Genomic DNA, 19,919 nt, shown 5'->3' with positions numbered 1-19,919 from the left:
ATAAAAATGATATTTTTCGTCATTCTTTTTCTGTGGCGTAATGCACTGTGAAAAGCCTTATGGAGAACCGCTATGCCGCGCCCGCTAACTACCACCGACAGTCAGCTTAATTGCGTTAATCTGCTGAAGCTGGCCAAAGAGTACGATGGCCCGCTTTGGGTTTATGATGCGCAGATTATTCGTCAGCAAATTGACCAGTTACGTTGCTTTGATGTCATTCGCTTTGCTCAGAAAGCCTGTTCCAACCTGCATATCCTGCGGCTGATGCGCGCGGCCGGTGTAAAGGTTGACTCGGTATCTTTGGGGGAAATTGAACGGGCTCTGGCGGCAGGTTATCGCAGCGGTGAAGACAGTGATGAAATGGTGTTTACCGCTGATGTGCTGGACAACCCGACGCTGGCAAGAGTCGCCGGGCTGAAAATCCCGTTAAATGCCGGTTCGGTGGATATGCTTCACCAGCTGGGCGCGGTGTCCAGGGGGCACCGGGTCTGGCTGCGTATTAACCCCGGATTTGGCCATGGTCATAGCCAGAAAACCAATACCGGTGGTGAAAACAGCAAGCATGGTATCTGGCATGGCGACCTGCCACTGGCGCTGGCGGCAATCCGCCGTTACCCGCTTAAGCTGGTAGGACTGCATATGCATATTGGTTCCGGGGTGGATTATCAGCATCTGGCGCAGGTATGTGACGCAATGGTCAGCCAGGTGATGGCTAGCGGACACGATGTGCAGGCGATTTCTGCCGGTGGCGGCCTGTCGGTGCCCTATCTGCCGGGAGGGGAAACCATAGATACCCAGCACTATTTTGGTTTGTGGGATAACGCCCGCCAGCGTATTGCTGCCCATCTTGGCCATCCGGTGAAACTGGAAATTGAACCTGGACGTTTTCTGGTGGCGGAATCCGGCGTGCTGATAAGTCAGGTGCGGGCGGTCAAAGAGATGGGAAATCGTCATTTTGTGCTGGTCGATGCCGGTTTTAACGATTTAATGCGGCCCGCTATGTATGGCAGTTATCACCATATTTCCGTGTTGCCCGCCGACGGTCGTCAGCAAAATGCGGCGCTGCTGCCGGAGACGGTAGTTGCCGGTCCGCTATGCGAGTCTGGCGATGTCTTTACCCAGCAGGAAGGTGGCAAGGTTGAAACCCGTGCGCTGCCGGAAGTCCGGGTCGGCGATTACCTGGTTTTTCACGATACCGGCGCTTACGGTGCCTCGATGTCGTCAAATTACAACAGTCGTCCTTTATTGCCGGAAGTGTTATTCGATCAGGGCGTAGCGCGCCAGATTCGCCGGCGTCAGACTATTGATGAATTACTGGCGCTGGAGCGCTGATCGCTTATCCGCCGCCGCTTCTGATACACTGTTATTATCCCTCAGACAGACAAAGTGGATGGCTGGTTATGGCAGACAAGCGCTGGCGTATTTTGCCGTTGAATACGGAACCGCATTATCGTGATGCCGTGGTGGAATGGCAGTCACAGGCCTTTGGTAATGAAACCTCGCGGGAATTTTTTGCCAGCGTGGTGGACAGCAGTCTGCGAGGTGCGGATCTCCCGGTGACCTGGATTGCCGTCGACGGTGAACGGGTTATTGGTACCATTGGTCTGTGGCGCTGTGATTTAATCAGCCGCCAGGATCTCTGGCCGTGGCTGGCGGCACTGTATGTTGATCCTGCGTATCGTGGACAAGGGGTGAGTGAGCGCTTACAGCAGCGGGTGATAAATGAAGCCAGTGCGCGCGGGTTTAGCAACCTTTATCTGTGGGCCTCGTTTGCGGATTATTATGAACGATTCGGCTGGCAATATCTCGGGGAAGCGCTGGATTATCCGAATAAAAAAGTGCGGGTTTATCGCCGCGCGCTATGATCACGCCGGGTTGCTAACCGAATGGCGCCTGACCAGCGTCGGGCAGAACATATGTGTCACTTCCGGTAGTGGCTGATTATTCGCCAGCGCCAGCGCCAGTTCTGTCGCCTGTTGCACCATATTGACCACCGGATAACGAATGGTGGTCAGGCGCGGGCGCACATAGCGTGATACCAGTACATCATCAAAGCCTGTCAGTGACATTTCTTCCGGCACCCTGATGCCATTATCACTGAGCACCGCCAGTGCACCGGCCGCCATGGAGTCGTTATAGCAGGCCACCGCGCTGAACGTTTTCCCGCGTCCGAGTAGCTCGGTCATCGCCTGTTCTCCGCCGGTTTCGTCCGGCTCACCAAAGGCCACCAGCCGTTCGTTAGTGGTTATCTGGTGCGCTTGCAGCGCGTCATAATATCCCTGCAGGCGCTCTTCAGCGTCGGAGATACCATGATTTGAACAGATAAAGGCAATATGCTGATGGCCCATCTGGATCAGATGGCGGGTGGCCAGCCAGGCGCCGTGGCGATCGTCCAGCGCAATGCAGCGCTGTTCAAAACCAGGCAGGGCACGGTTAATCAGTACCATGCCGGGGATATACTCCATCAGCGGGATCAGTTCCTCATCTGGGATTTTTTTGGCATGAACAATCAGCGCGCCACAGCGATGGCGAATCAGCTGCTCAATCGCCTGATGCTCTTTTTGCAGGTTGTGATAACCATTACCGATGAGCAGAAAGTGGCCGGTCTGATAGGCAACCTGTTCCACGGCTTTTACCATGGCGCCGAAAAAGGGATCGGAGACATCACTGACAACCAGCCCGATACAGTCGGTGGATTGCTGGGCCAGCGCTCTGGCATTGGCATTCGGATGATACTGCAATTCAGACATCGCGCTGAGCACCGCCTGACGCGAACTTTCGCTGGCCTTCGGCGAGTGGTTTATAACGCGGGAAACCGTTGCTACCGAGACGCCAGCCAGTCTGGCAACATCCTTAATTGTGGCCATGCGTGAATCCGCTCCAGGGTAAACGTTTACATTGCGTCAGTGTTGCGGAAATTTCCTTGCATTTCAAGCAGGCAGAATGTAAGCGGTGTCGCAAAGCTGAAAGAATCTGCGTTAATTTGCGGCGGCCGGGCTGGCGCGAATTCAGCGCCGAAAACTGATATTCTCACCACATCTAACCAGCCCTGTGGAAATCTTCATGAAAAAAGTACCTCATCTTGCCCACTGGGGGGCGTTCAATGCGGTGGTGGAACGGGGACGACTGGTACGCTGTGAACCTTTTTTTGCCGATCGCGATCCGTCACCGATGCTGCAAACGCTGCCGGAGCTGGTTTATTCTGCCCAGCGTATCCGTCAGCTGGCAGTGCGGCGTTCCTGGTTACGAGCCAGAGAAGGCAGCGACCGGACGTTACGCGGTCGGGAGGATTTTGTCAGCGTAGACTGGGAGACGGCCCTTGATCTGGTGGCTGGCGAAGTGGCACGGGTACGTGAGCGTTATGGTGCCAGCGCCATATTTAACGGCTCTTATGGCTGGTCTTCTGCCGGACGGGTACATCATGCCCGCACGCTGGTGCGCCGTTTTTATTTTGCCGGCGGTGGCGGTATCGATCAGCTGGGTAATTACAGCTGGGGCGCGGCACAGTTTTTTCTGCCCTATGTTATTGGCAGCTACAAACCATTGACCGGGCGCGTCACCGACTGGCCGCAGGTGATTGCGCACTGTGAGTTGTTCGTTGCTTTCGGCGGGCTGGCGCTGAAAAATGGTCAGGTTGCGTCTGGCGGAGCTGGGGAGCATAGCCTGAAGCCAGCGCTGGAAGCGCTGGCCCGTAAAGGCACCCCGGTGATTAATATCAGTCCGTTGCGTGACGACTGTCCCGCTTTTGTTAACGCGGAATGGATAGCTATCCGGCCGAATACCGATGTGGCATTGATGCTGGCTCTGGGCTATGAACTGGAAACCACACAGCGCATAGACCGCGATTTTCTTGCCACACACTGTTCAGGCTATCCGCAGTTGCGTGCCTACCTGCTGGGTGAGCGTGATGGCATCAGAAAAACCCCGGCGTGGGCGGCGGCGATTACCGGTATTCCTGCTGCCCGCATCGTCAGCCTGGCGCAACAGCTCTGGGGGAAACGGAGTTTTCTTACCTGTGCTTATGCCGTTCAACGGGCGCACCGGGGTGAACAACCTTACTGGATGATGATTGCCTTGTCCTCCATGCTTGGTCAGCCAGGCTTAGCAGGTGGCGGATTCTCGTTTGGTCATGGTTCGATGAACGGAGTGGGAAATCCGCGACTGGAAGCGGCCGGTCCGGCCATGCCTGTCGGGGTTAATCCGCTGGCGGATCAGGCTATTCCGGTTGCCCGCATCAGTGATATGTTGCTTAATCCCGGTCAGTCTTATCGTTTTAATGGCCAGACACGGCATTATCCTGATATTCGTCTTATCCACTGGGCGGGAGGGAATCCGTTTCATCACCATCAGCAATTGCATCGCCTGGTTGCCGGTTGGCAGCGGCCGGAGACGGTGGTGGTGCAGGATATTGTCTGGACGCCGGCGGCGCGTATGGCTGATATTGTCCTGCCGGCTACCAGTAGCCTGGAACGTAACGATATTGGTGGTTCTTCCAGCGATCGTTACCTGCTGGCAATGCATCAGGCGATTGCCCCCCGTCATCAGGCGCGTAATGATTTTGATATTTTTGCCGATCTTGCCGACCGTCTTGGTTACCGCAGCCAGTTTACCGAAGATCGTGACGAAATGGCCTGGATTCGCCGTTTATATCAGCAGAGTGCAGCCGCACATCGTGACAAAGGCGTAGACTGGCCGGCGTTTGAGGCTTTCTGGCAGCAGGGCTACGTTGAGGCGCCAGCATCGGCAAAGCCTTATGTGTATATGGCGGATTTTCGTGCCGATCCCGCCCGCTTCCCGTTGCATACGGCCAGCGGGAAAATTGAACTGTATAGCACGGTACTGGACAGCTTTAAGCTGGATGATTTTGCCCCCCATCCGGAATGGCACCCGCCAGAAGAGTGGCTCGGTAATGCTGCCGGCTGCGGCTATCCCTTGCATATGATTTCGATGCAGCCTGGCGATCGTCTGCACAGCCAGATGGATGCAACGCCTGGCGTGCAGGCCGCGAAAACCGCCGGTCATGAAACAGTGTGGATGCACCCTGAAGATGCCAGCCAGCGTCATATTGCGGAGGGGGATGTAGTGGAAGTGTTCAACCAGCGTGGTCGCATGCTGGCCGGCGTCAGGCTCAGCGATGGCCTCACCCGGCGGGTAATTGCCATCGCGACAGGTGCCTGGTTCGATCCGGGATTTGGCGCTGTCTGGCGGCCCTATGATCGTGCCGGCAACCCGAACGTGCTGACGCTGGATATTGCAACATCATCCCTGACGCAGGGGCCGAATGCCATGAGTTGTCTGGTGGAGGTCAGGCGCCAGCAAAGCGATAGCCAAATCTCATAGCTGGTTACACTTTGCGCACATTGGTTGCGAATCATCAGTAGCTGCGGCCTCTTGCCTGTTGTTACAGTCAGGGTCCCAGAGGTATTGATAGGTGAACATCTACATGTGTTACACCAACCTGCGCAGATGCGCAGGTTTTTTTTCTCTGCCGCTCCCATAACGAACTGATACACAGTTTCGCTGTTATCAGTGCGTTCTTTTTTGTATAACTCTCGGTTGCTTATTCGTTAAACCCAGCAGAAGATCGATGCCCAGATTAAAAAAAATCCTTGCTAAGGAACTGGCAAAAGCCCCCTTTCATCCGATGCGCTTTCGCCTGATATGCTTCGGCGTGCTGCTGTGCATGAGCCTGCTGCTGCTACGGGTGGCGGATTTACAGCTGATTAACCATCCGATGCTGGAAAAACAGGCGGACGAGCGGTCGCTGCGAACCGTGGTGTTGCCGACTAACCGTGGCACCTTGCTCGATCGCAACGGTGACACGCTGGCGCTTAGCGTGCCGTCGCGCGATATCATCGCCGACCCCCAGCGGGTTCTGGCGTCTCATCCGGACTTTAGCCGTCCGGAATGGGCCTATCTTGCCAGTGCGCTGGGCGAACGCCCGGAACAGGTCGCCAGTGAAATCAGCGCCAATCCGGCCCGGCGTTTTCTCTATCTCGGTCATAAAATTGAACTGGGTATTGCCAAAGATATTGCCAGGCTGCATTTACCCGGTATCAGCGCCATCTATGATGACAGCCGTTTTTATCCGATGAGCGAAGCTTCGGCACCGCTTATTGGTATTGTTGGCGCCGACAATAACGGGCTGACCGGTCTGGAGCGCAGTTACGACAAAATATTGCGCGGTACGCCGGGTATGGAGCAATACCGGCAGGATGGCAATGGCAACATTATTGCCATGATCCATTATGAACCACCGCAGCAGCCACCCACCGTACAGCTCAGTATTGATAAGTTTGATCAGTACACGCTTTACAGTAAGTTGCGCGATGGTGTGCTGTTAAACAAAGCTGATTCCGGGGCGGCGGTGCTGATAAAAATTGACACCGGTGAAATTCTCGGCATGGCGTCTTATCCTTCGTTTAACCCGAACAATTTTGCTAACGTTCCCGCGGCACAGATGAAAAATGTGGCGATTAATGACAGCTTCGAACCCGGATCAACAGTGAAACCGCTGGTGGTGATGGAAGGTCTGGAACGCAAACTGGTGCGTCCGGACTCGGTGCTGGATACCACCCCTTATCAGGTTAATGGTCATCTGATCCGCGATGTTGGCCACTGGCCGCGCCTGACGATGACCGGCATTCTGCAAAAGTCGAGTGATATCGGTGTATCCCATATTGCACTGGCAATGCCGGCCGAAGCGTTGGTACAAACTTATCAGCATTTTGGTCTGGGCAAGCCAACCGGTCTTGGGCTGACCGGCGAAAGCGTGGGGTATTTTCCGGCGCACCGTAAACGCTGGGCCGATATCGAACGGGCGACTTTCTCTTTTGGCTATGGTTTGCGGGTAACACCGCTGCAAATCGCCCGCGAGTATGCCACTCTCGGCTCATATGGTATTTATCGTCCGCTGTCGATCACTAAAGTGACGCCGCCGGTACTCGGCACCAGGGTCGCCAATGCCGACACGGTGCGTGCGGTGGTGCATATGATGGAAAGCGATGCGCTGCCCGGTGGCAGCGGAGTGCGGGCGGCGGTGCCCGGCTACCGGTTGGCAATTAAAACCGGCACTGCGGAAAAAATGGGCCCCAATGGCAAATATGATGGCGGCTATATTAACTATACCGCTGGCGTGGCGCCGGCCAGTAATCCGCAGGTTGCGCTGGTAGTGATGATTAACCATCCTACTGCCGGAGACCACTTTGGTGGTTCGGTTGCGGCACCGGTATTTGGCAATATTATCGGTGCGGTGCTAAAGCATATGAACGTAGTGCCGGACGCCTTATAGGGGCCGGCTGCGCTGATTTTGTGCATCTGATTTCATTCCGGGCAAACAACAGGCAGGGAACGTGTTGTTTGCTTGCCGTTGTTTTATATGGCACTTCTTAACACTATTCTTACGGTTTGCCCATAGAATCAGGCGTAAAGCCCTGGCAATAATGTTGTCGTATACTCTTTCAGCGAACGTTAATGTCGCTAATGTAGTTAATCCTTAAACTGATGTGAAAAAATGGCATGAGAAAATCCGGTTTATTCCCACGTAGCCGTTTGTGGCAGCGGGGACTGTTGTTATTGCTGCTGGTTATTATTTTGATCATGGTCTGGCACTTCGGCTTCCGGGGGGGCGGTGAAACCGGGCAATCAGCGGGGCCGGGAGGCATGCCTCATCCTGGCGGCGCAGCGGGTGCCACTACTCCTGTCCAGGTGGCTACGGTGACTCAGGCTGACGTGCCGGTATATCTCAGTGCGCTGGGTACGGTTATCCCAAACGCAACGGTGACTGTCACCAGCCGGGTAGACGGTCAGCTGATGAAGGTGTACTTCACCGAAGGGCAGAAAGTGAAGGCTGGTCAGCTGCTGGCGCAAATTGATGCCCGTAGTTATCAGGCGACCCTGGCGCAGTATCAGGCGGCAAAAGCGCAGAATGAGGCGCAGTTAAAAAGTGCGGCACTGACCTTAGCGCGTTACCGCAAACTTTTTGCTATGGATTCCTTGTCACGTCAGGATCTGGATGCACAAATTGCTACTACCGCACAGTATGATGGCGCGGTGAAAGCTGATGACGCACAGATTGCGGCGGCGCGGCTCAATATTGAATATGCCCGCATCACCTCACCTATTGACGGCCGCGTCGGATTGCGACTGGTTGATCCCGGTAATATGGTGCACAGCAGTGACACCACCGGAATAGTCACCATTACACAAACGCAGCCAGCGGCGGTGACGTTTAGCGTGCCGCAGAGTAACCTGCCTCAGCTGGTGAAGACCTTGCATCACGATCAGCGTTTGCCGGTAACGGCATTTGATGAAGATGGGAAAGTAGCACTGGAGCAAGGCAGCGTGGCCTGGCTCAGCAACCAGATCGATACCGCTACCGGCACGGTTGAATTAAAGGCGCTGTTTGATAATCCAGCGGAAACGCTGTATCCCAACCAGTTTGTTAATGTACGGGTTCAAACCTCAACGCTAAACCAGGTGGCGGTGATTCCTGCGCGCGCCCTTCAGCTCAGCAGCGAAGGCAGCTTTGTATTCGTGGTGAACAAAGATAACAGGGTTTCCCGTCGTCAGGTTCAGAGCGGCCCGGCCTGGGGAGAAAGCCAGCAGGCGGTGCTCAGCGGCGTTAAAGCCGGTGAGCAGGTGGTTATTCAGGGAATTGATCGGCTGACTGATGGCAGCAAAGTACAGGTTGTCAACGCCGACAACAGCCAGAACAGCGCAGCTAACACGGCGACCCGATGAATCCTTCAAAGCTCTTTATTTCCCGCCCGGTGGCAACCATTTTGTTGATGGCGGCGGTACTGGTATCAGGTTTATTTGCCTACCGTTTTCTGGCTACTTCCGCGTTGCCACAGGTGGATTATCCTACCATTCAGGTGACCACCCTTTATCCAGGGGCCAGTCCGGATGTGATGGCATCCTCGGTGACGTCGCCGCTGGAACGTCAGCTGGGGCAGATGGCTGGCCTCAGTCAGATGACGTCGAGCAGTGCCGGTGGCACCTCGATTATTACGCTGAAATTTTCTCTTGACCTGTCGCTGGACGTTGCCGAGCAGGAAGTGCAGGCGGCGATTAATACTGCCAATAACCTGTTGCCGGATGATCTGCCTAATCCACCCACCTACAAAAAGGTCAATCCGGCAGACAGCGCGGTGATTACGCTGGCTGCCAGCTCAACAACCTTGCCCCTGACGCGGGTGCAGGATCTGGTGAATACCCGTATTGCCTTGAAATTGTCACAAATATCCGGGGTCGGCATGGTGACGCTGGCGGGCGGCCATCAGCCTGCCATCCGGGTGCGGCTTAATCCGGGGGCGCTGGCGGCGCACGGGCTGACGCTGGAAGATGTGAATACCCTGATTAGCAACAATAACGTCAATGGTTCGAAAGGGGGATTTGATGGCCAGTATCATTCGGTCACCATCGATGCTAACGATCAGTTACGGGATGCCAAACAGTACGGCAATCTGATTATCACCTATCAGAACGGTGCGGCGCTGCGGTTAAAAGACATCGCCAGTATTGAAGAGGCGGCAGAAAACACCCAGCAGTCTGCCTGGGCCAATGGTCAGCCAGCCATTGTGATAAGCGTTCAGCGCCAGCCGGGGGCGAACGTTATCGCGGTAGTGGATGCCATTAAAGCACAGCTACCCACGCTGCAGGCAGCATTGCCCGATGGGGTTAAAATGCAGGTGTTATCCGATCGTACCCAGACCATCCGTGCTTCCATCAGCGATGTGCAGTTTGAACTGATGTTATCACTGGCGCTGGTGGTGATGGTGACGTTTTTATTCCTGCGTAATATCGTGACCACCCTGATCCCAGGGGTTGCGGTTCCGCTGTCGCTGGTAGGCACTTTTGGCGTGATGTATCTGGCCGGTTTCAGCCTGAATAATCTGTCGCTGATGGCGCTTACCATTGCCACCGGATTTGTGATTGATGATGCTATCGTCGTTGTGGAAAATATTGCGCGCCGGCTGGAAAATGGCGAAACCCCGATGCAGGCGGCGCTCAAGGGGTCTCAGCAGATTGGTTTTACCGTCATTTCGTTAACTTTTTCGCTGATTGCGGTTCTGATCCCGCTGCTGTTTATGGGGGATGTGGTCGGGCGATTATTCCGCGAGTTTGCAATTACTCTGGCAGTATCGATCCTGGTGTCAATGGTGGTATCACTGACTCTGACGCCGATGCTGTGTGCCTATTTGCTGCGTCATATTCCCGAGGAAAAGCAGAGCCGCTTTGCCCGTAAAGGCGGGGCGATTTTTGATGGGCTGGTGCGTGGTTATGATCGGTTGCTGACCCGGGTGCTGAATCATCAGCGTCTGATGCTGCTGGTGGCCCTGGCCACCTTTATCTTTACCGCATTGCTCTATTTTGCGATTCCCAAAGGTTTTTTCCCAACCCAGGATACCGGACTGATTCAGGGCGTTACCCTGGCATCGCAGAACGTTTCTTTTGCTGAAATGTCGCGGCGGCAGCAGGCGCTGAGCGCAATAATCATGCGCAATCCGGCGGTTGAAAGCGTAACGTCAACCGTCGGTATTGACGGCAATAATACCAGTCTGAACAGCGGTCGCTTACAGATTAACCTTAAGCCCTTTGGCGAGCGTGATGCGGCCTCAACCATTATTGCACAGCTTCAGCAGGCCGCGCAGAAAGTAAGCGGGATTCAGCTTTATCTGCAATCGTCACAGGACTTAACGGTCAACGATCAGGTCACCCCCAGTCAGTATCAGCTGACGCTGGATGATGCCGATAGCGCCAATCTGGTTACCTGGACACCAAAACTGGTTGCCGCGCTTTCCCGTCAGCCGGAATTTAATCAGGTTGTCAGTAATCTGCAGGATCAAGGACAGGTGGCCTGGGTTGAACTCGACCGGGATAAAGCGGCACGTTATGGCATAACCGCCTCGGACGTTGACACCGCGCTCTACAACGCTTTCGGTCAGCGGCTGGTATCGACTATTTTTACCCAGGCCAATCAGTACCGTGTCGTGCTGGAAGTTGCCCCACAATATCAGCAATCACCGGCTTCACTCGATGATGTCTGGCTGGCACCGGCTGGCAGTTCAACCAGTAGCAGTTCCACCACGAGCAGCACAACCTCAACCAGCAGCTCGACCGGTAGTACTACCAGTCAGAGCAGTAGCGGTTTAGTCCGACTGACATCGATAGCCAGCGTTCACCAGCGAACCGGTTCACTGATGCATATGCGTCTGAACCAGTTCCCGGCGGTGATGATCTCCTTTAACCTCAACAATGGTTATGCGCTGGAAGATGCGCAGCAAACGATTGATCGGGTAACCCGGCAACTGAAACTGCCTGGCAGTATCACGTTGCGTTATCAGGGGGAAACCGCGGCATTTCAGCAGTCCACCAGCAACACCCTGTGGTTGATTGTGGCGGCGTTGTTAACCATGTATGTGGTTCTGGGCGTCCTTTATGAAAGCTTTATTCATCCGTTGACTATCCTGTCAACCTTGCCGCCGGCGGCAATCGGTGCCTTGCTTGCCCTGTTACTGGCCGGCAGTGAATTCAGCCTGATTGCGCTTATCGGCGTTATTTTGCTGATAGGTATTGTGAAAAAGAACGCCATTATGATGATCGACTTTGCGCTGGAAGCGCAGCATCATCAGCACTTATCAGCGCGGGAAGCTATTCATCAGGCCTGTCTGCTGCGTTTCCGTCCGATTTTAATGACCACCATGGCTGCCTTACTGGGGGCGTTACCGCTGATGCTGGCACAGGGTTCCGGTGCTGAACTGCGCCAGCCTCTTGGTCTGGTGATTGTTGGTGGTTTAATCTTCAGTCAGCTGTTGACGTTGTTTTCCACCCCGGTGATTTATCTGATGTTTGATCGCATAGCACAACGCGCTAAGCGCTGGTTGCGTCAGCGTCAGCAGCGTGCGGCGGAGTCTGAATGAATATCGTCAGGCTGTTTGTTTTCCGTCCGGTAGCAACGCTGTTACTTACCCTGGCGATACTGTTGCTTGGGGCGCTAGGGTACCGTTTGTTGCCGGTGGCTCCGTTACCACAGGTTGATTTTCCGACCATCATTGTCAGTGCCAAACTGGCCGGGGCCAGTCCGGAAACCATGGCGGCGACGGTTGCTACCCCGCTGGAACGTGCGCTGGGGCAAATTGCCGGCGTCAGTGAGATGACCTCCAGCAGTTCGCAGGGGTCAACCAGCGTGATTTTACAGTTTGACCTTGACCGCGATATTAACGGCGCTGCGCGGGACGTGCAGGCGGCGATTAACGCCGCGCGCAGTCTGCTGCCAGACAGCATGGCTTCTTTGCCAACCTACCGCAAAGCGAACCCTTCAGAAGCGCCAATTCTGCTGCTGGCATTGACCTCTAAAAACCGCAGCAGCGGGGAACTGTACGACCTGGCCGACAGTAAAATTGACCAGAGTATTGCCCAGGTACAGGGGGTAGGGGAGGTTTTACTACTGGGTAGCGCGCTGCCGGCAGTGCGTATTGATCTTAAACCGCAGCAGCTGACCCATTATGGTATTTCGCTGGATAGCGTACGCAAGACGGTGGCTAACAGTACCACTAACCTGCCAAAGGGAGTCCTTAACGGCAGCAGCATGTCCTGGCTGGTGGATGCGAATAGCCAGTTGGATAAAGCGGCGCAATATGCCGGCCTGATCATCCGCTATCAGCAAGGTAAAGCGATTCGCTTACGCGACGTGGCGACAGTGTATGACGCCGTTGAAGATAAATATAATGTCGGTTACTACAACGGGGTGCCGGCGGTGATGATTGGGGTAACCCGTCAGGCAGGGGCCAATATGCTGGCAACCATCGATGCCATCAAGGCGCGGCTGCCGGAGTTACAAAAGTCACTGCCTTCTGATGTGGCCCTGCAGCTGGTTGTTGACCGTTCGCCGTCGATTCGCGCTTCGCTGTATGATACGGAGGAAACGCTGCTGATCGCCGTGCTGCTGGTGATTGCCGTGGTGTTTGTTTTTTTACGTAACCTGCAGGCGATGATTATTCCGGCACTGGTGCTGCCGGTCTCCCTGATTGGCACCTGCGCACTGATGTATCTGCTGGGCTACAGCCTGGATAACCTTTCGTTAATGGCGTTGATTATTTCCACTGGGTTTGTGGTGGATGATGCCATCGTGGTGTTAGAAAACATCACCCGTCATATTGAAAGTGGATTAAGCCCGGTCAGGGCGGCGCTAAAAGGCGCCCGGGAAGTCAGTTTTACCGTGTTGTCCATGACGTTATCGCTGGTGGCGGTCTTTATTCCTATTTTGCTGATGGGCAGTATTGTTGGTCGCCTGTTTCGCGAATTTGCCGTGACGCTGTCGCTGTCACTGGCGATATCAATGGTGATTTCACTGAGTCTGACGCCAATGCTGTGCGCGCGTTTGCTGCGTAAAAAGAGCCAGGTCAGCCGCCGGCCCCACCCGCTATGGCTGTGGATAGAAAAAAGTCTTGCCGCTCTGCTTGCCGCTTATGAACGTGGGTTGCGTTGGGTACTGCGTCATCGCCGGCTGACGCTGTTCAGTCTGTTTCTTACCGTGCTGCTAAACCTGTTTTTATTCAGCATTGTGCAGAAGGGGTTTTTTCCCGATCAGGATACCGGCCTGCTGATTGGCATGGTACGCGCCGATCAAAATATCTCTTTTCAGGCAATGAAACCGCAGGTACAGGCGATTGCCAGTAAAGTGCAACAGGACCCGGCGGTGGATGGCGTGATTGCCTCCATGGGTGGCGGTATGTTTGGTTCACGTAACAGCGCTAACTTTTTTATTCATCTGAAAGATATTGGCCAGCGTAAGGCCACCGCCAGCCAGGTGGCTAACCGGCTGACCATGGCGTTCAGCAAAACCCCGGGTATGCAGCTATTTGTTATGGCGGCGCAGGATATTCATATTGGCGGGCGCAGCGCTAACGCGTCCTGGCAATACAGTCTGCAGGCGGATGACCTGGATACGCTGCGCCGCTGGACTCCAAAGGTGAAGGCCGCGCTGGAGGCGATCCCGCAGCTTAACGGCGTTGACTCTGATGCGCAAAATGGCGGGCAGGAGGTGATGGTGACGATTGATCGCGATCGCGCTTTACGCCTCGGCATCAATGTCGAAACCATCGACACTATGTTAAACAATGCTTTTGCTCAGCGCCAGGTGGCAACCCTGTATCACAGTCTGAATCAGTACCATGTGGTGATGGCGCTGAACGACGACTGGACTGACGAACCGCAAAAGTTGCAACAGATGTACGTGGTCAACGACCAGGGTAAGGCTATCCCGCTGAGTGCCTTTGCCACTTTCTCCGGAGCAAACGCACCGCTTTCTGTTGCCCATCAGGGACAGATGGCGACCAGCACGCTGGCGTTTAACCTGGCTGACGGCGTTTCGTTGCAGCAGGCACAGCAGCTGATTGCTGACGCCATGATAAAAATTGGCTTGCCTGATGATATTCAGGCCGGTTTTCAGGGAACGGCAAAAGCCTTCAGCGAGTTGAGCGCTTCTATGCCGTGGCTGATTGCTGCCGCGCTGCTGGCGGTCTATATCGTGCTGGGCATATTGTATGAAAGTTATATCCATCCGTTGACCATTCTTTCTACGCTACCCTCCGCTGGCGTTGGTGCGCTGTTGTTACTGTTATTTACCCATACTCAGCTGACGGTAATTGCGCTGATCGGTATTTTGCTGCTGATTGGTATTGTGAAAAAGAATGCGATTATGATGATCGATTTTGCGCTGGCGGCCGAACGAGAGCGCGGGCTGAGTGCTGAACAGGCGATTGTGGAGGCCTGTCTGATGCGTTTCCGCCCAATCATGATGACCACGCTGGCGGCGTTCTTTGGTGCCTTACCGCTGGCGCTGGGCAGCGGCGGTGATGCCGACTTGCGTAGCCCGCTTGGCATTGCCATTGCCGGTGGCCTGGCGGTCAGCCAGCTACTCACGCTGTTTACCACTCCGGTTATTTATCTTTATCTGGACAAGCTAAGCCACGCGGTACACCGCCGCTGGCAACGTCTGCGTCCGGCGAATTAATGGAAATTACTCATGAAAAAGTTGTCTCTGCTGGCTTGTCTTGTTGTGCTGTCTGGCTGCACCCTGGGGCCGGATTATCAGCGGCCTACGGTGGCGGTACCGCTGCATTATAAAGAGGCACAAGGCTGGCGCCAGGCACAGCCGCAGGACAATCAGGCGAAAGGTGAATGGTGGGCGGTTTATGATGATGCCGTTCTCTCCGGGCTGTTGCGTCAGGTTCAGTTGTCTAACCAGAACGTCGCGCAATATGCCGCCCGTTACCGTGAAGCGCAGGCGCTGGCGGCGCAATCACGGGCGAATTTACTGCCGTCCATCAGTGAAAGCGGCAGCGTCACGCGCAGTGGCAGCGCGGCATCCAGCACGGCGGGGCGCAGTATCAGCAATAGCAACAGTGCACAACTGAGCGCCAGCTGGGAAGTGGATTTATGGGGCAAGCTGCGCCGTACGCTGGAAGAGAACCGCGCCAGTGCTGAAGCCAGCGCCGCTGAACTGGCAAATACCACGCTGAGTGCCCAGTCAGAACTGGCGCAGGACTATTTTCAGCTGCGTTTAATGGACGAGCAAATTAGCCTGTATCAGCAGAGCGTTGCCGCCTATGAAGGCTATTTACGGGTGATAACCAACAAATATCAGGTAGGCAGTGAGTCACGGGCAACGCTGGCGCAGGCACAAACACAGCTGCAAAGCGCCCGCAGCACCATGCTGGATTATCGCTGGCAGCGCGCACAACTTGAACATGCAATTGCCCTGCTGGTGGGCAAAGCCCCGACCGACTTTAGTTTACCCACGGCGCCGCTGACGGCAAAGATGCCGGCCATTCCGTCGCTACTGCCCGGCGAATTATTGCAACGCCGTCCGGATATCGCCGAAGCGGAGCGCAACGTAGCGGCGGCCAATGCGGCCGTGGGCGTGGCCATTGCCGGCTACTATCCTGATTTGACCCTCAGTGCCAGCGGGGGGTTTTCCAGCTCAGCGTTACACAATCTTTTCTCGCTGCCTAATCGCGTCTGGTCGCTGGGACCGGCGCTCAGCGGTACGCTGCTCGACTTTGGCGCTACCTCTGCGAAGGTTGAGCAGGCGCGTGCTGCTTATGACGCCAGCGTTGCCAGTTACCGCCAGGCGGTGCTAAACGGCTTCACCGAAGTGGAAAACTATCTGGTTGAACTGCGTACCCTGGATGATGAAATCGCCGCTCAGCAGGCAGCGACGCAAGGTGCCATTGAGTCGGCCAGGGTGACGCGCAATCAGTATGACGCCGGGATGATTGATTATCTGGATGTTGCCACAACGGAAAATACCCGTCTTACCCAACAGCGCAGCCTGCTCTCTTTGCAGAGTACCCGTTGGGTAGCCAGCGTGCAGTTAATTGCCGCCTTAGGTGGCGGCTGGCAGGCAGAGGGAGGGAAAAAAGCCGCAGAAAAGTAATCGCAGATTGCCAATCATTGCGCCAGCATGCATCCTGTAGCAATTTATGACTTGCTAAAGGACACAGCATGATTTTTAACCTGCTGCGCGTACTGTTGCGGATTTTGTTTCGCGTCCGGCTACGCGGCGATCTCTCTGTACTTAAACGAGAGCGATTGCTGATAACCCCCAATCATGTCTCTTTTCTTGACGGGATTTTGCTGGCGCTGTTTTTACCGATAAGGCCGGTGTTCGCTATTTATGCCAGTATCAGCGAAAAGTGGTTTATTCGCTGGCTGAAGCCACTGATTGATTTTGTACCGCTCGATCCAACCCGGCCGATGTCAATTAAACAGCTGGTTCGCCTGGTTGGCGAGGGGCGGCCGGTGGTGATTTTTCCGGAAGGCCGTATAACGGTGACAGGATCGCTGATGAAAATTTATGAGGGGGCGGGTTTCCTTGCGGCGAAATCGCAGGCCACGGTGGTACCTTTGCGCATTGAAGGGGCTGAGTTTACCTATTTTGGCCGGCTGTCCGGCACTTTTAAACGTCGCTTTTTTCCGGCCATTACCCTGACGCTGTTGCCGCCGACCTCGGTGCCGATGCCGGATGCGCCGCGTGCGCGCGAACGCCGGCGGCTGGCCGGCGAACATCTGCATCACATTATGATGGAAGCCCGTATGGCGGTGCGACCCCGGCAGACAATATTTGAAGCCTTTCTTGCCGCCAGTTGCCGCTATGGCCGTTTTAAACCCTGCCTGGAAGACATTAATTTTAAAGCAGACAGTTATCATAGCCTGCTAAAAAAATCCCTTGGAGTAGGACGGATTCTTGAACGCTATACCCGGCCGGGTGAATATATTGGTCTGCTATTACCCAATGCAAATGTGACTGCAGCGGCTATTCTCGGCGCCACTATGCGTGGTCGTATTCCGGCAATGCTCAATTACAGCGCCGGCGTCAGCGGGCTGGACGCAGCACTGACCGCCTCTCAGGTGCAGGTGATCTTTACCTCCCGTCAGTTTCTTGACAAAGGCAATCTCTGGCATTTACCCCAGTCTGCTGACCAGGTGCGCTGGGTGTATCTGGAAGACTTACGCGATACCGTTACCACCGGTGATAAGCTGTGGATTTTAAGCCGGCTGCTGTTTCCCCGCCTGGCACAGTTGCCGCAACAGGCAGAGGATGCCGCTATGGTGCTGTTTACTTCCGGTTCCGAAGGCAAACCTAAAGGTGTGGTCCATTCGCATAAAAGCCTGCTGGCTAACGTGGAGCAAATTCGCACGATTGCTGATTTTACCCCGCGCGATCGCTTTATGTCGGCATTGCCTTTGTTTCACGCCTTTGGCCTGACGGTGGGGTTGTTCACCCCGCTGATGACCGGTGCTCAGGCGTTTCTTTACCCCAGTCCGCTACATTACCGGATTGTGCCGGAACTGGTTTATGACCGTAACTGCACGGTGCTGTTTGGCACCTCAACGTTTCTCGCGCACTACGCCCGTTTCGCCCAGCCCTATGATTTTGCCCGTTTACGTTATGTGGTCGCCGGGGCGGAGAAATTACAGGATGCAACCCGCGATATCTGGTTTGAAAAGTTTGGTATCCGGATACTGGAAGGTTATGGCGTGACGGAATGTGCACCGGTGGTTGCCATTAATGTGCCGATGGCGGCACGCAACGGCACCGTCGGACGCCTTTTACCGGCGATGGATTCACGTCTGATTGCGGTGCCCGGCATTGACGAAGGCGGACGATTACAGCTGCGCGGTCCCAATATCATGAAAGGTTACCTGCGTTATGAACGTCCGGGCTGGCTGGAAGCGCCGGAAGCGGACAACGGTGAAGGGCAGCGCGACGCTGGCTGGTATGATACCGGCGATATCGTGCGTTTTGATGACCAGGGTTTTTGCCAGATCCAGGAGCGGGTGAAACGCTTCGCTAAAGTGGCCGGGGAGATGGTTTCACTGGAGCTGGTTGAACAGCTGGCGTTGAAAGCTTCTGCGGACAAACAGCATGCGGCAACCGTCAGGCCTGACGCCAGCCGCGGTGAGGCTCTGGTGTTGTTTACCACCGATGCCAGCCTGCAACGCGAAGCGTTGCAGCGTGTAGCCAGAGAGAGCGGTGCGCCGGAGCTGGCGGTTCCACGTGATATCCGCTATCTGAAACAGCTGCCGTTACTCGGCAGCGGTAAACCTGATTTTGTTGCGCTCAAGGCGCTGGCAGAATCCGCAGAGAAAAGCCATGACTGAGCAGACGCCTGACCATCTGCGGTTAACCTCCCGCCCTATGCTGGCGGTGATGACGGCGCAGTTTTTGTCGGCATTTGGCGATAATGCCCTGCTGTTTGCCACGCTGGCATTGTTAAAACAGCAGTTCTGGCCACAATGGAGTCAGCCTGTTTTACAGATGGTTTTCGTCGCCACTTATATTCTGCTGGCCCCTTTTGTGGGGCAGATTGCCGATAGTTTCAGTAAAGGTCGGGTGATGATGCTGGCAAACGGCTTAAAACTGGCCGGAGCGCTGCTGATCTGTTTTGGCATTAATCCGTTTGTGGGGTATAGTCTGGTCGGCGTCGGCGCGGCGGCCTATTCACCGGCTAAATATGGCATTCTTACCGAACTGACAGAGGACAAACTGCTGGTGAAAGCCAACGGCGTGATGGAAGCTTCCACCATTGCGGCGATTCTGGCGGGGTCGATAGCCGGTGGCCTGCTGGCAGATGTTAATTTGCTAAGCGCCCTGGCTGTTTGCGTGCTGGCCTACGCGCTGGCGGTGCTGGCTAATCTCCTGATTCCGCGGCTGCATGCTGCGCGTCCGGCTCTTTGCTGGCGGCCCCGGGCAATGTCGGCGCAGTTTTCTGCCGCCTGCCGGACGCTCTGGCTGGATGGTCAGACCCGTTTTTCACTGGTTGGTACCAGTATGTTCTGGGGGGCCGGTGTTACGCTGCGTTTTCTGCTGGTTATCTGGGTGCCGGTGGCGCTGGGCGTCAGCGATAATAAAACGCCAACCTTGCTTAACGCTCTGGTTGCCATTGGCATTGTACTCGGTGCCGGGTTGGCGGCGCGGCTGGTAACCCTGAAAACCGTCGCCCGTTGTATGCCTGCGGGCATACTGATCGGCGTTGCGGTGATCGTTTTTGCCCTGCAAACTCAGGCCATCAGTGCCTGGCTGCTGCTGGTTATTATTGGCATGCTGGGCGGTTTTTTTGTCGTGCCGCTCAATGCGCTGCTGCAGGAGGTCGGTAAGGCCAAAGTCGGGGCAGGTAATGCGATAGCAGTACAGAATCTGGGTGAAAATACCGCAATGCTGCTGATGCTGGGGCTTTATTCACTGGCGATCAGGCTTGGCGCGTCGCCGGTGGTGACCGGCGTTGGCTTTGGTGCGCTGTTTGCGCTGGCTGTGGGTGGGTTGTGGCTATGGCCGCGCCGCCAGCGGGCAAGACCGTCGAATCCCTGACCGGGACATTCAGACAACAGAACCCGTGCAGACTACCTCC

At 55.3% G+C, this 19,919-nt stretch carries 11 protein-coding genes; 10 read left to right on the top strand and 1 reads right to left on the bottom strand.

Going from position 1 to position 19,919, the window contains the following annotated elements; genetic code table 11:
- The first annotated feature begins 72 nt into the window (after positions 1-72).
- On the top strand, positions 73-1,332 hold the full coding sequence (gene lysA, locus BL249_RS08980; RefSeq protein ID WP_099707244.1) for a diaminopimelate decarboxylase: 1,260 nt from the start codon (positions 73-75) through the stop codon (positions 1,330-1,332).
- Between the two features lie 68 nt (positions 1,333-1,400).
- On the top strand, positions 1,401-1,865 hold the full coding sequence (locus BL249_RS08975; RefSeq protein ID WP_099707245.1) for a GNAT family N-acetyltransferase: 465 nt from the start codon (positions 1,401-1,403) through the stop codon (positions 1,863-1,865).
- Here the strand turns inward: BL249_RS08975 and galR are convergent, their stop codons facing one another.
- A complete protein-coding gene (gene galR / locus BL249_RS08970; RefSeq protein ID WP_099707246.1) occupies positions 1,866-2,867 on the bottom strand; it encodes an HTH-type transcriptional regulator GalR in 1,002 nt (333 codons plus the stop codon). It abuts the gene before it with no gap.
- Positions 2,868-3,063: 196 nt separating this feature from the next.
- Here galR and BL249_RS08965 point away from each other — a divergent pair, with 196 nt between their 5' ends.
- The 8 genes from BL249_RS08965 to lplT all read left to right on the top strand — a co-directional run bounded on the left by BL249_RS08965 (position 3,064) and on the right by lplT (position 19,879).
- Complete coding sequence (locus BL249_RS08965) at positions 3,064-5,340, top strand: molybdopterin guanine dinucleotide-containing S/N-oxide reductase (protein WP_099707247.1); 2,277 nt, start codon at positions 3,064-3,066, stop codon at positions 5,338-5,340.
- A gap of 247 nt (positions 5,341-5,587) precedes the next feature.
- On the top strand, positions 5,588-7,291 hold the full coding sequence (locus BL249_RS08960) for a penicillin-binding transpeptidase domain-containing protein (protein ID WP_099707248.1): 1,704 nt from the start codon (positions 5,588-5,590) through the stop codon (positions 7,289-7,291).
- A 227-nt stretch (positions 7,292-7,518) separates the two neighbouring features.
- Positions 7,519-8,742 (top strand): MdtA/MuxA family multidrug efflux RND transporter periplasmic adaptor subunit, encoded by a 1,224-nt coding sequence (locus BL249_RS08955; RefSeq protein ID WP_099707249.1) that lies wholly within the window; start codon positions 7,519-7,521, stop codon positions 8,740-8,742.
- Positions 8,739-11,924: an efflux RND transporter permease subunit gene (locus tag BL249_RS08950; protein ID WP_099707250.1), complete on the top strand. Its 3,186-nt coding sequence runs from the start codon at positions 8,739-8,741 to the stop codon at positions 11,922-11,924. The genes BL249_RS08955 and BL249_RS08950 overlap by 4 nt, the downstream gene beginning before the upstream one ends.
- Positions 11,921-15,019, top strand: a complete 3,099-nt coding sequence (locus BL249_RS08945; RefSeq protein WP_099707251.1) for a multidrug efflux RND transporter permease subunit — start codon at positions 11,921-11,923, stop codon at positions 15,017-15,019. Before BL249_RS08950 ends, BL249_RS08945 begins: the two co-directional genes overlap by 4 nt.
- 12 nt (positions 15,020-15,031) lie before the next feature.
- Entirely contained in the window at positions 15,032-16,444 is a 1,413-nt protein-coding gene (locus BL249_RS08940; protein WP_099707252.1) for an efflux transporter outer membrane subunit, read from the top strand.
- A gap of 68 nt (positions 16,445-16,512) precedes the next feature.
- Positions 16,513-18,672 carry a bifunctional acyl-ACP--phospholipid O-acyltransferase/long-chain-fatty-acid--ACP ligase gene (gene aas / locus BL249_RS08935; RefSeq protein ID WP_099707253.1) on the top strand — a complete coding sequence of 720 codons (2,160 nt, stop codon included), beginning with the start codon at positions 16,513-16,515 and terminating at the stop codon, positions 18,670-18,672.
- Positions 18,665-19,879: a lysophospholipid transporter LplT gene (gene lplT / locus BL249_RS08930; RefSeq protein ID WP_099707254.1), complete on the top strand. Its 1,215-nt coding sequence runs from the start codon at positions 18,665-18,667 to the stop codon at positions 19,877-19,879. The genes aas and lplT overlap by 8 nt, the downstream gene beginning before the upstream one ends.
- The last annotated feature ends 40 nt before the right edge of the window (positions 19,880-19,919 follow it).

It is taken from the genome of Erwinia sp. OLFS4 (genome assembly GCF_002752165.1).
Classification (GTDB): domain Bacteria; phylum Pseudomonadota; class Gammaproteobacteria; order Enterobacterales; family Enterobacteriaceae; genus Izhakiella.
The sequence above is the reverse complement of the archived record's forward strand: the minus strand, read 5'-3'. Positions and strand labels throughout refer to the sequence as shown.